We start from the raw sequence: 13210 nt of genomic DNA, 5'->3' as shown, positions 1-13210 counted from the left end.
ATCTACTGCGTTAATTAAAACAACCAAGAACGAGTGAAGACTATGAACAGACTTACCTTTCCCCGCAAATTGCTCAGCTGCGCAACAGGCTTGGCTCTGACTCTTATTTCAGCATACTCCGTCGCTTCGGCAGATAAGCCTGGCGAAGGCGTGAAGGTGACACCGATGTTCTCGACGGTTGCCGAAGAGCGCTTTCGCGGCGAAATAGTTATAGCCGGCCTTAAGGAACTCGGTTATCAGATTCAAGAACCAAAGGAAGCTGAATACGCAACAATGACACTTGCGGTAGCTTACGGCGATGCGGACTTCACTGTCCAGATGAATGAGATCTTGCACGCGAGCTTTTATCAAAAAGCTGGTGGCGACGACACTATGGTAAAAGCAGGAGCCTTTATGCCTGGAATCCTGCAAGGGTATCTGATTGACAAGAAAACTGCAGATCAATACCACATCAAATACATTACCGACCTGCAGAAACCAGAAATTGCCAAGCTCTTTGATAGCGACGGCGATGGCAAAGCTGATATGACCGGCTGTAATCCAGGCTGGGGCTGCGAGCTCGTAATTGCTCATCACATGAAAGCTTACAACTTGGAGAAAACCGTCAACGTTAACCAAGGCTCATACTTCGCACTTATGGCAGATACCATTACCAAGTTTAAAGAAGGCAAACCAATCCTCTACTACACTTGGATCCCACAATGGATCTCTAATGTGCTGGTAGAAGGGCGCGACGTGGTATGGCTCGAGGTACCAAAAACCGACTTGCCGGACGGTAATAATACTGCCAATACCACCTATGAAGGCAAGAATCTCGGCTTCGCTATCGACACGGCAAATGCAGTGCTCAACAAGAATTTCGCAGAGAAAAACCCAGCTGCTTTGAAGTTCTTCTCTCTCGCCCACATCACTGCCGCTGATGAGAGCGCACAAAACCTGAAAATGCAGCAGGGCGAAAACAAACCCGCAGATATCCGCCGCCACGCTCAAGAATGGATTACTGCCCACAAACAGCAGTTCGAAGAGTGGATTGCAGCTTCGCGAAGTGCTGCGACAGTTGCGGCCAAATAACATGATCAAGGTGCGAATCTGAGCTACCGAATTCGCACCCACCCACTGCAGCAATCACAAGTAAAACAGGAAGTTTTCAACCCGCATGTGTAAGACAGGAAAAGTCATGATATCTAAACACATCAATCCAGACCTTACACTTCGCGGACTTCCATCACTGCACGCCATAAGAGCCTTTGTAGCAGCAGCAAAGCATCAAAGCTTTACTCGCGCAGCAGAGTCGCTTTGCGTGACTCAAGCTGCGATTAGTCGCCAGATAAAAGAACTGGAAGATGAGTTCAAGACCAACTTATTTGTGAGAACAGGCAGATCGGTAACACTCACAAGCGCTGGCAGCATCCTCTTCCAAACCGCAGAGCAGTCACTTGACAATATCTCTCAGGCCACCGAGAAGATTCGAAGTGGCAAAAATCATAAAAGACCAGTGACCCTGACTTGCTCTTCCTTGCTCTCCAGGCTATTTATCGTACCCCGACTACCAACTTTCGCACACTACAACTCCGACATTGAGGTGCGGCTCAAAACTACAAGAAATGCTTTCACTCCCGAGCAAGGAACTCAACCTGATTTTTTTATTACCAATCGAATATCAGTCCCAGGATATATTTCGACACCACTGGTTACTGATAATCTTTACCCAGTCTGCTCACCTAATTATGCTGAAGAGCACGTGTATGATGGAAGCGTAAAAAGCATCACGAGCGGCGCGTTGCTAAGCCTACTGAATCATAGCTCCGAATTAACTGATGAGCATATGGAGTGGAGTACTTGGCTTGAATATCACAAACTGGGTAAAGACTTAAAACTCGAACAGACCACGAACATCATAACAGATGATTACAGCACGCTCATTGACTTCGCCATCAACCATCAAGGGGTAGCTTTAGGCTGGCATACCCAAGTCGCACCACTGATTGCCAACGGCAACCTCATAAATCCGTTCAAAGAGCTATCTACCATTCATGAGACAAAGCTTTACTTGGCAATGAAACTGGAAAAAATTAATGACAAAGCCTGCTTACGCTTCCACTTGTGGTTCGCGGAGCAATTTAATGCTATTGATAAAAGATCTTTGCCTCCTATGTCGTAGCTCTTGATGAACGGAGGGCGAGATTACCTTAGCGCCCTCGTTGCTGCCGTGCCTGGATGAACAGTTACGGCAATCACCTTTCGACCGCAACGGTTTGGTAGGTGCCAAGACAACGTGTTCACCCTTGCGCCTTGATGCCACCGCTCCAGACTGCTTCCAGCACCGCCTTGGAGTACACATGCCTGAAAGCGACAAGCAAAGCCACTCCAGACTGACTGCCAGGTCAGCCTTCAAAAAAATCTGCAAAATCAGGTAGTTACAAAAACAGATTGATCTCTTCCATTCCTATTTGCGACAAGGTAGAGCAATCGTTCTACCCAGATATTTACAGGGTAGAATGATCGCTCTACCATCATCACACCTACGCACCCCGGCCTGACGACGGAGCCTTCCAATGCAGGATTTGAAGCAACAAATAGCTAGTGATCTAGAACGTAGCTTCTCTGCTCAGGGCTTTGCCGAGCAGGGCGTTGAAGCACTTCGCGCTGAGGCTGACGTATCTCTCAGGACGCTGTACAAATATTTCCCCAGCCGCGAAGCGATGATTGTTGGTGCGCTAGAGCATCGCCACACCACTTACTTTGAGTGGTTAGCAGGTGGGCCAGCGGAGGGTATCGAGCATGTGCTGTACCCACTCAAGCGCCTAGGCGACTGGCTTTCCGAAGTCGCTAACACCGGATGCCTCTTCTTGAATGCTCTTGCTGAGTATCCAGAAAACGAAGCAATTACTCGGATTGTCCTTTCCCACAAAGCCGAATTGGCCGATGAGTTCCGAAAGCGATTGCAGCACGTAGCCCCTGAACAAGATACCCAGCAGGTGGCTGACACCCTTTTTCTCTTGCACGAGGGGATGACTCAAGCCGCTCGCCTGCAGGGACGTGAGAAAGCGATAACTGCAGCAATGAGCGCCGCTCGAGCCGCGTTGTTTGCCGAGAACATCCACTGATCTAAAGCGCCCGGAGATAAAAGCAAATGAAGATTCGCGAAATTCATATCTACGCGCACGACCTACCAGTTAAGAACCCACCACGCGTAATGTCGAGCGGTACGGTTTGGTCACTGGACACAACCCTCGTACGCATAGTCTCAGATGACGGTCTTGAGGGTTGGGGGGAGACGTGCCCAGTGGGCTCCACTTACGCGGAGTCTTTTGCAGGAGGGGCTCGCGCAGCTTTGATCGAAATGGCCCCTGGGTTGATCGGCACCGAACTCTGGCCAGTGTCGTTGCATCGAAAAATGGATTCGCTGCTCAATGGCCATCACTACGCAAAAGCCGCGATTGATATCGCTGCACATGACTTGATTGGCAAAAAGCTCGGTGTACGCGTGTCTGAGCTTCTGGGCGGGGCCCTGACCGAGAATGTCCCTACCTACTACTCCACAGGGGTAGGTGACCCCGACGAAATTGCGAAGATTGCCAAAGAGCGTGTGAAAGAAGGATACCCTCGAATACAGATCAAGTTGGGCGGACGATCAGTCGAAGCCGACATCGAAACGCTTCACAAGGTCTGGGAGGTAGTCCGAGGTTCCGGTGTTCGCCTGGCTGCAGATGGTAATCGCGGATGGAACACACGAGATGTGATCCGACTCAGCCGCGAATGCTCTGCCATCCCATTCATCCTTGAGCAACCTTGCAACACGATTGAAGAGCTTTCAGTCCTGCGCCAGGTAGTGAATCATCCCATCTACATGGATGAAAACGGGATCAACTTGAGTACCGTGATCACTGCAGCCGGCACAGGGCTCGTTGATGGTTTCGGGATGAAAGTAACCCGAATTGGCGGCCTGCACCAGATGCGGACTTTCCGCGATATCTGTTCGGCCCGTAACCTTCCCCACACAAGCGATGACGCTTGGGGAGGCGACATCATAGCAGCGGCATGTGTCCACTTGGGTTCCACCGTTAGGCCTGATCTTAACGAGGGGGCTTGGATTGCCTCACCTTACATTGAAGGGCATTACGATGAGGCTGCCGGGCTGAAGATTCAGAATGGCCACATCCCACTCCCCAAGGGCCCAGGGCTAGGCGTCATACCAGACAAAGAGCAATTCGGAAATCCGGTGGCCAGCTACTAGGCACTGCCGCTCCACGCCGCTGCGCCTCATAACCCCTGAGCCGCACCAGCGATTACATTTTGTTATCAAGCTGTCCCCCAAAAAATTGATTCCGGCTCAAGCCGTTACCACATAGACTTCTGTAAAGCGTTTCAGTCGCAGAGCACTGCATATGACTACCTCGTATCGTGGAGATACGCGGGTAAGCCGTATGCTGTGCAAAGCACTTGGAGAATGGTTTGCGGTAGAGAGCTGTGTTTGAGGAGTGCAAATAAAAAATGAAGAACTACACCGAAGCATTAGACCTGATTAAACAACGTAAGCCTCAACATGGCCTACCTGGCACCGCCTACAACGACCCGGTTCTCTACCAGCAAGATCTCGAGCACATTTGGTATAAAGAGTGGATCTTTGCCGGCCACACTTTCGAGCTGGAAAAACCCGGTGAGTATCTGACCCTCCAGATCGGGGAGTACCCTGTTGTCGTAGTGCGCGGCAAGGATGGAAATGTTCGCGCATTCCATAACGCCTGCCGCCACCGCGGCTCCAAAGTATGCACTGAAGCGAAAGGCAAGGTTGCAAAATTAGTTTGCCCTTACCACAAGTGGACTTTCGAACTAGACGGAAAACTCTTGTACGCCGGCAATATGGGTTCAGAGTTCAATCCAGCTGATCACAACCTGATGCCAGTTCACTGTGAAATTGTTCACAGCTACATTTATGTCTGCGTTGCTCAGACTGCACCGGACTTTGAAAAATTCAAAAGCGCGGTATCGCCCTTCATCGGCCCTCATTACCTTGAGGACTGTAAAGTTGCCTTCGAATCAAACCTTGTAGAAAAGGGCAACTGGAAATTGGTATTTGAAAACAACCGCGAGTGCTACCATTGCGATGGTACTCACCCGGAGCTGCTGTGCAGCTATACCGAATTGCTTTCGGTACAAGGGCTGGGCGGCGCTGAAGATCCAGTATTTGCAGAACACTGTGACACGTGTGAAGCAGCTGGGTTGGCAAGCCGGATGGTCATGGATCCGAACGGCCAGTTCCGTATGACCCGTATTCCGCTGAATCCGGGAGCGAGCAGCTATACCATGGACGGCAAGCCTGCAGTAGCCCGCCGTCTGGATCGTAGCGGCGTCGAAAACATCGGTGCGCTGCTGTACTTCAACTACCCATCCACTTGGAACCATTTCTTGGGCGATCACGCTCTGAGCTTCCGCGTGCTTCCAGCAGGCCCAGGCGAAACAGTAGTCACGACAAAGTGGCTCGTGCCCAAAGATGCTCAAGAGGGTGTGGATTACGACATTGATCGACTGACCAAGGTCTGGATTGCTACCAATGACCAGGATCGGCGATTGGTAGAAGGTACCCAGATTGGTGTCACCTCCCCGGCCTACGTTCCTGGGCCTTACTCGAGCACCATCGAGAATGGTGTCTGCCAGTTCATCGACTGGTACTGCGATTTGATGACCAAGCGTCTGACCGAAGCTACTTCGAATCGGATCATCTGACCCATCCTCGGCGAAGGCGCCATGCCTTCGCCGAACCGTCTCCAGCTGTCGAGCGAAGCGCTACACGGAATACCTATGCAAACCGTGAACAGACACTTCAACGCTGCATTCGAAGGGCGAAACCTGAAGTTCCTAGAACAACGGGTACCACGCAAAACCTCGAAAATTGGCTTCTTGCTTTTGGACAACTTCTCGTTACCGTGCTTCACTCAGGCACTTGATGCTTTAGCCACAGCCAACCTTATCCGCCCTGGCTCAGTGCGAACTCACACCTTCAGCCACACCGGTGGTGAAGTGATAAGCGACCTTGGCATTCCTATTCGACCCGACACCCCCCTGACAGATGTCCGAGTCGCACAGATTGACCTGATGATTGTATGTGGAGGCCTGCGAAGCCCCCGCGCGGTTCCTGGATGGCTAAGCAATCTTCTTCGTAAACTTGCTGGCTGTTCCATGGCGCTCGGAGGATTGTGGAACGGCGCATGGTACATCGGCCATGCAGGCCTCCTCGACGGCTACAAATGCGCTATTCACCCTGAACAACGCCTGGCTCTCGCGGAGAACGTACCACAAGCTCTTGTGAGCCAAGACAGCGTGGTTTTTGACCGTAATCGGTTGAGTGCAGCCACTCCTCTAGGCGCGTTTCAAGTGATGGTTCAATGGCTCCGGGAGCGTTGCGACCCCAAACTGGCTAATGCAGTCACTGCGCTGCTGGATTACGACCAGACGCGGTTCCAGAGTGCTATCCGCACACAGCAGCCGAACATGACTCAACCGCTTCGGGAAATTATCCGTTTGATGGAAGCAAACCTGGAAGAGCCTCTAGACATCCACCAAATTTCCGAGTGCGTGAAACTGTCTCCAAGGCAAATCCAACGCTTATTCCGCGACCAGACTGGAAACACTCCTCAGCAATACTATCTGCAGTTACGTATCACTGAAGCAAGGCGATTATTACAAAATACCGCCCTTTCAGTAATGGATGTAGCGTTAGCCTGTGGTTTTGTTGCCGCGACGCACTTCAGTCGAACCTATAGTAGATTTTTCGGAAGACCTCCATCGAAAGAAATGCGTTATGAAATCTGAATGACCACCAGCGGCATCGTCCGTCGTTGTTACTCGCGCTAGTGAACCTTGATCGCTGACGCATAGATCCGGCTGCACAGAAGACCTCCATGCAATATGTAGATGGCATTGCCAATATCTCGAGCATCGACAAAAAAAAGATATTCGAGAACGCACTGAATCGGCGGATCCTAGACATGAGCATGGCGCCAGGTAGTGCCATCGATGAAATTGCCTTGTGCAAAGAGTTCGGTATATCGCGCTCCCCCGTGCGGGAAGTCCTGCGCCAAGCAGCGGGAGAGGGCTATATCGAAATGGCAGCCAACCGTGCACCGAGGGTTTCTCCGATCACAGCAGATTCCTTCAAGCGTTTCGCACAAGCGGCCCGCATGATTTATGTGGCAACAGCGCATCTGGCCGCGACGACAGCGACCGAAAAAAACATCACAAACTTGCACTCACTCCACAGACACATCGCAATTGCCGGCTATGCAGCCAACCATCAGGCGGGGGTTTTACTGGAATGCGCCCTCCTCTTCGAGGTCGGTCAAATAGCAGGCAACCACTACCTAACGCCATCCTTGAAACGCCTGCTAATCGACCACGCCCGGATCCAAGGCATCATTTATCGCTGGCAGAGCGTCAGCGATGCCAATTGCGATGCACTGTGGTTCGTTTCGCGCTACGCGCAGCTGGTCTCCGCAGTTGAGCACCACGACACAGATGACGCTAAAAGCACAAGCGATGAGATAGCTCAACGCATATCAGAACGTGTCGAGGCCTATTCCACTTCTAATCACATTGTCAGGGAGGACGCAAATTAATCCTGGGTAATGCAGGAAAACTACAAAACACCTGCGGCGTGCACCCAAACAAACCATACATTAGAGCTGCCCTGAATTAACAAAGGAGACAAGAATGATAAGTCCTGTAATCACGGTCGAAGATGTTCCACTCAATAAGTTCCATAGATCTCTGACCGTCCGATCAGGTGGTGGTGGTTTCGCTGACGGCTACGTCCTTTGCGTAATTGGTGTCGCGTTGGCACACATTTCGGCAGCCTTGCAGTTGAGTACCTTCTGGGAGGGTTTGATCGCCGCTTCCTCGCTCATCGGCGTATTTTTTGGTGGTTTCTTTGGAGGGTGGCTTACCAACCGTCTGGGTCGACGCAAGGTCTATTTTCTAGGCCCCTTGCTGTTTATCGGAGCCTCTCTGGCTCATCTCTGGGCGGATTCAGCTCTGGCCATTTTTTTTCTACGCCTTCTGATCGGCATAGGTGTAGGCATTGAATACCCCGTCGCAACGTCCATGCTGGTCGAGTTCATGCCGCGTAAATATCGTGGCTCACGCTTAGCACTGCTTACCCTTCTGTGGTTTGCCGGCGCAGCGTCGGCCTACCTGGTGGGTGAAGTGATCCTGCGTACGCTGGGCGCGGAAGCTTGGCCTCTTGTGCTGGCGAGCTCCGCTGTAGTCGGCCTGTTCCTGTTCGTTGTTCGGCTGGGCACTCCAGAATCCGCACGCTGGCTGCTGAGTAAAGGGCGGAATGCCGAGGCCGAGGCTGTGATCAAAGCTGTATATGGCAACGCGTTTGACCTCCGTCATTTGCCAGAAGAGCAGAGCGGAAACGCTCTAAGTTTTTCCAATCTACTGCACTCGGGCTACGGCAAAAGGATGCTGTTCATCGTCAGCTTCTGGACGTGCTCCATCATTCCGGTTTTCGCCGTGTATTCGTTCGCACCCAAAGTTCTGGGCGCACTGAACATCAAAGGGGACATCGCCTCGCTAGGCTCCGCTCTGATCACCCTGTTCTTCGTGTTTGGCTGCATGATTGCTACCCGCATCATCAATGTGATCGACCGACGCACCATGCTGATCTACAGCTTCCTCCTGTCGGGCCTCGCTTTGCTCTGTCTGGGCATTTTCCATTCCAGTCCCGGCATGATCATCCTGTTGCTATTTGCTGCCTACGCCTTGTTCATAGGTGGAGCCCAGGTATTGGTACTGGTCTATCCGAATGAAATCTTCCCAACAGAGATTCGTACCTTCGCGGTGGGAATCGGTACCTCTGTATCCCGAATCGGCGCTGCAGTAGGTACCTACCTGGTTCCCCTTTCGCTGGATTCTCTGGGTATCGCACAAACCATGTACATCGCCGCGCTGGTGTCTTTCGTAGGCCTGTTCATGTCCTGGGCTCTCGCTCCGGAAACTCGCTCGTTGAACCTGCAACAAGCCGCCTCGCTGGGCTGATTAAACCTCAACACTGACAATGGAGTAGAACATGTCCACGCTGCTGAACAAGGAACAATACGCGGCCATCGCCGCCGAGTTGCAACTGCGCACCCAGGCGTTCATCGACGGTGAGTTCCGCGATGCCATCTCCGGCCGCACCTTCGTCACCACCAATCCGGCCACCGGCAAGCAGTTGGCTGAAGTTGCCGCCTGCGACGTCAACGACGTCAACGTCGCCGTGGCCGCGGCCAAGCGTGTGTTCGAGGAAGGCACCTGGTCGAAGATGCAGCCGAACGACCGCAAGCACGTGCTTCAGAAGTTCGCTCAGCTACTGGAAGACAACGCCCATGAGCTGGCGGTGCTGGAAGCGCTCGACAGCGGCAAGCCGGTCAGCGAGTGCCAGACCGTCGACGTACCGGAGACCATCCACACCATCCGCTGGCACGCCGAGCTGATCGACAAGATCTACGACGCCACCGCCCCGACCGGCAACGCCGCCGTGACCATGGTGGTACGTGAAGCCATTGGCGTGGTCGGCCTGGTGCTGCCGTGGAACTTCCCGCTGCTGATGCTGGCCTGGAAGATCGCCCCGTCGCTGGCCGCCGGTTGCTCGATCGTGGTCAAGCCGGCCAAGGAAACCACCCTCAGCGCCCTGCGCGTGGCGGAACTGGCCCATGAGGCGGGTATTCCTGCCGGTGTGTTCAACCTTGTGCCTGGCGGTGGCCGTGAAGTGGGCGAAGCCATCGGCCGCCACATGGACATCCCGATGGTCAGCTTCACCGGCTCCACCGACACCGGTCGCCTGTTCCTGAAATACGCGGCCGAGTCTAACCTCAAGCGCATCGTCCTGGAGCTGGGTGGCAAGAACCCGGCCGTGGTCATGAACGACTGCGAAGACCTCGACGAGGTGGCCCAGTTCGTCACCGCCGGTGCGTTCTGGAACATGGGTGAGAACTGCTCGGCGTCCTCGCGCCTGATCGTCCACAAGGACGTCAAGGACGAGCTGCTGAGCCTGATCGCCAAGCACCTGAAGGACTGGAAGCTGGGCGACCCGCTCGACCCGGACAACCGCCTGGGCGCGATGGTCAGCAAGTCGCACTTCGAAAAGGTGAAGTCGTACCTTGAATATGCGGCCGAGCAGAAACTCAGCATCGTTCAGGGTGGCGAGACCGAGGATGGCGTGTTCGTGCAGCCGACAATCGTCGACAACGTTGGCCGCGACAACAAGCTGTTCGTCGAGGAAATCTTTGGCCCGGTGCTGAGCGTGACCAGCTTCGAGACCATCGATGAGGCGATCGACCTGGCCAACGACACCGTTTACGGCCTGGCCGCCTCGGCCTACACCGGCAGCCTGCGCAATGCGCTGCGCCTGTCGCGTGAAATCCGCGCCGGTGTGGTCACGGTCAACTGCTTCGGCGAAGGTGATGTAACCACGCCGTTCGGTGGCTACAAGGAGTCTGGCTTTGGTGGGCGCGACAAGTCCGTCTGGGCCCATGACCAATACACGGAGCTGAAGACCATCTGGATCAACGCATCGTAATCAGAGCAAGACCGGTGCTGTTCTGACGGAGCTCAGCACCACACCAGCCACCGCCTGAACGCAGGCGGTGGCTACCCTAGATGGTCTCAAATCAGAAGGCTTAAGCCTGGTACTACATTACTGTTGGAACGATTCCAAACTCTTCTAATATCCAATCGCGGACTCGAGTACAAGCATCATCCCCTTTCTTCTCCTCCCTGAAAGTCAGGAAATGCTGACTATCCTTGTGAGTCAACTCCTGCTCAACGGGCCTGACGAGCAAGCCCTGTTGAACAAGTGGATCTACTAAATAGTGCCAGCCCAAGGCAACACCCTGACCAGCTACCGCCAATTGGACTAGCGAGCTGTAGTCGTTGGAGTGATACAACTGAGCACTATTCACTACCCGCGAATTCAGATCGACATGGTGGTACTCAAACCAAACATACCAATCTACGTGCTCTGCAATCTGAGACCTACCGAAAGGACTGAGGTTGAGCAATGGCTTCTGACTCATGCTCTCTAAATCTGAGAGATCAGGATTCTGCTCGAGATACCTAGGGCTGCATATTGGATAAATTACGTCACACACAAGAGGATAGCTACTATAACCCTCTCGTATCTTCGAAAGCTTATTAACAAATATGTCTGGCTGGACGCCCGGCTCCATTGTCAGAAAATTTTGCGTGACCACCGTATTGAGGTCAATATCTGGGTTAGCTGCTAGGAATTTTGGAAGACGAGGTGTCAGCCACAACCCCGAAAAGGCTGGAGTACAACAGATGGTAACAACACGCTTACCGCTAGTCTGCCTGCGAATACGGCTTGATGCTTGAGATATATTGCTCAACGACAATTGAACCGCATCAAAAAATGCTGCCCCTGCTGAGGTCAGCTCTACTGCCCGCCCATTCCTTATAAACAATTCTGCATTTAAGAAATTCTCAAGTTCGCGAATCTGGCGACTGATAGCGGCCTGGGTAACACACAGTGATTCTGCAGCTCGGGTGAAGTTCAAATACTTCGCCGCAGCTACGAAGGCCTTCACAGCTCGCAGTGAAGGCATGTGAATCAAAGACAAATCGGGTTCCGTATGCTTTACCATTAGCCTATACCATTTATCAAACTAAAATACGATATTTGCATCACGGCAGTCTTGATCAAGCCTCACCCCTTATAATTCTTCTTGTATCGTCACGCAGCCCGTCGTGTTAACGCCCAACACGCGTTACGCCGTTTCCGTGAACACGTGCTCCTGCACGCATTCTGTCCCCATAATACTGAAAAAGGGCCTCGTGTAGGCCCTTTTCGTTTTGCTGTCAAAGCTTAAAGCCTTACTCGTCTCCGGCACGAAGCTCCTTGAACTTCATATTCGCTTTCGCGCCAATGGTCAAGAAAGGCTGGGGGGGTAGCTGCTTGGGCTTTTCATAGGCCTTCAAAATATCCACCAGCTCACTCTTGACGCCCAGAGCCAAATCGGCTGCCGCGATACCGGCTGCGCTCGACTTGGACGCTCCCAGACCATTGCAGCCACAGGCCGAAATTACTCCTTGGGCCACTTCCCCAAAAGCAGGAACGCTGTTCCAGGTCAGAGCCATGGGCCCGCCCCAGCGATACTGCATGCGGAGTCCCTTCAAGGTAGGGAAACGGGTGAGGAATTTCTCGTCGTGAACCCTTCCGGCACTGTTCACCTGGCTATCACCGATGGTCAAGCTTGGGTTGTAGGAGTACCGCCAGCGCACCAAAATCCGGTCGCTATCACCATCACTTATGCGGCGAATGGTTGTCCCCATTGGCAGTGCCGGGGTCGCAGCCCAAGTACGGTGACCTGGAAGGCGCTTAGGATCAAAGCGCTCGGTCAGCGAGGCGTAGGTAAAGACGTGCAGTAGCTGCCCTTTAAAGAAGCCAAAGCTTTGCGCATGCCCATTGTTCGCCAAGATGACCTTGCCAGCAGTAATGACTCCCTTTGGCGTTTTCACTACCCAGGAACCACCCACGTTCTTGAAAGACAGGGCAGGCGTTTGCTCATACACGCAAACAGGATCCCTGAAGGTATCAGCGAAGCGACGTACATAATCCGCTGGCTGAATCATTACCGTACCCGGCATGAACATACCGGATGTGTACGCTGGGCTTCCTGTTACATCGCCGATTTCTCGCGTGTTGAGTAGTTCGTACTTTTCGCCAAGTGCGTCGAGCTGCTTCCCATAGGACAGGATGTGTTCGTCACCTTGGGTACCTCGAGCAACGCTGTATCGGCCACAGGGATCAAAGACCTCTTTGCCCCAGCTGTGCTCCTCAGCCAACTCCATACCCAGATCAATCGCGGTACGATAAAGCTTGATGTCACGACGTGCGCGGTCAAGCGAACCACCACCCAGCCCTTCTGCTGAGACTTCATGTGGAAGGTCGATGATGAACCCAGAATTACGTCCTGAAGCCCCATCGCCGACCAGGCCGGCTTCGAGAACTACTACCTTGACGGTCGGATCCAGTCGAACGATTTGACGCGCAGCGGACAGCCCGGCGAAACCACCGCCGATGACTACGACGTCTGCCGTAATCGAGCTCTCCAATGCTGGCTTGGCCAAGCGGCGAGGCAACATCTCTACCCAACCTGAGCTGCCATTGTTTTTGGGTAACTTCGAAGCAACAAACATGTCGGCCTCT

At 53.1% G+C, this 13210-nt stretch carries 11 protein-coding genes; 9 read left to right on the top strand and 2 right to left on the bottom strand.

Translation table 11 applies throughout. The features are described from left to right. Nucleotides 1–42 precede the first annotated feature (42 nt). From proX to HU738_RS17350, 9 genes are all read left to right on the top strand, one after another. Nucleotides 43–1071 (top strand): glycine betaine/L-proline ABC transporter substrate-binding protein ProX, encoded by a 1029-nt coding sequence (gene proX, locus HU738_RS17390; RefSeq protein WP_186603654.1) that lies wholly within the window; start codon nucleotides 43–45, stop codon nucleotides 1069–1071. A 106-nt stretch (nucleotides 1072–1177) separates the two neighbouring features. Next, nucleotides 1178–2161: a LysR family transcriptional regulator gene (locus HU738_RS17385; RefSeq protein WP_186603653.1), complete on the top strand. Its 984-nt coding sequence runs from the start codon at nucleotides 1178–1180 to the stop codon at nucleotides 2159–2161. 394 nt (nucleotides 2162–2555) lie between these two features. Then, nucleotides 2556–3107: a TetR/AcrR family transcriptional regulator gene (locus tag HU738_RS17380; RefSeq protein WP_186603652.1), complete on the top strand. Its 552-nt coding sequence runs from the start codon at nucleotides 2556–2558 to the stop codon at nucleotides 3105–3107. Between the two features lie 26 nt (nucleotides 3108–3133). Then, the gene (locus tag HU738_RS17375) at nucleotides 3134–4237 is read left to right on the top strand and encodes a mandelate racemase/muconate lactonizing enzyme family protein (RefSeq protein WP_186603651.1); all 1104 of its coding nucleotides are present in this window, start codon (nucleotides 3134–3136) and stop codon (nucleotides 4235–4237) included. A gap of 257 nt (nucleotides 4238–4494) precedes the next feature. Next, nucleotides 4495–5727 (top strand): aromatic ring-hydroxylating oxygenase subunit alpha, encoded by a 1233-nt coding sequence (locus tag HU738_RS17370; protein WP_186603650.1) that lies wholly within the window; start codon nucleotides 4495–4497, stop codon nucleotides 5725–5727. 75 nt (nucleotides 5728–5802) lie between these two features. After that, entirely contained in the window at nucleotides 5803–6813 is a 1011-nt protein-coding gene (locus tag HU738_RS17365; protein WP_186603649.1) for a GlxA family transcriptional regulator, read from the top strand. Between the two features lie 89 nt (nucleotides 6814–6902). Further along, complete coding sequence (locus HU738_RS17360; RefSeq protein WP_186603648.1) at nucleotides 6903–7616, top strand: GntR family transcriptional regulator; 714 nt, start codon at nucleotides 6903–6905, stop codon at nucleotides 7614–7616. Between the two features lie 94 nt (nucleotides 7617–7710). Continuing rightward, nucleotides 7711–9039 carry an MFS transporter gene (locus HU738_RS17355; RefSeq protein ID WP_186603647.1) on the top strand — a complete coding sequence of 443 codons (1329 nt, stop codon included), beginning with the start codon at nucleotides 7711–7713 and terminating at the stop codon, nucleotides 9037–9039. A 31-nt stretch (nucleotides 9040–9070) separates the two neighbouring features. Beyond that, nucleotides 9071–10561, top strand: coding sequence for an aldehyde dehydrogenase (locus HU738_RS17350; protein ID WP_186603646.1), 1491 nt, complete (start codon nucleotides 9071–9073; stop codon nucleotides 10559–10561). A gap of 112 nt (nucleotides 10562–10673) precedes the next feature. On the opposite strand, the gene HU738_RS17345 is transcribed toward HU738_RS17350, so the two are convergent. Both HU738_RS17345 and HU738_RS17340 read right to left on the bottom strand, forming a co-directional pair. Further along, entirely contained in the window at nucleotides 10674–11645 is a 972-nt protein-coding gene (locus HU738_RS17345) for a LysR family transcriptional regulator (protein WP_186603645.1), read from the bottom strand. A gap of 229 nt (nucleotides 11646–11874) precedes the next feature. Beyond that, nucleotides 11875–13200 carry an NAD(P)/FAD-dependent oxidoreductase gene (locus HU738_RS17340; protein WP_186603644.1) on the bottom strand — a complete coding sequence of 442 codons (1326 nt, stop codon included), beginning with the start codon at nucleotides 13198–13200 and terminating at the stop codon, nucleotides 11875–11877. Between the last annotated feature and the right edge of the window lie 10 nt (nucleotides 13201–13210).

This window comes from Pseudomonas vlassakiae (assembly GCF_014269035.2).
GTDB lineage: Bacteria > Pseudomonadota > Gammaproteobacteria > Pseudomonadales > Pseudomonadaceae > Aquipseudomonas > Aquipseudomonas vlassakiae.
The sequence above is the reverse complement of the archived record's forward strand: the minus strand, read 5'-3'. Positions and strand labels throughout refer to the sequence as shown.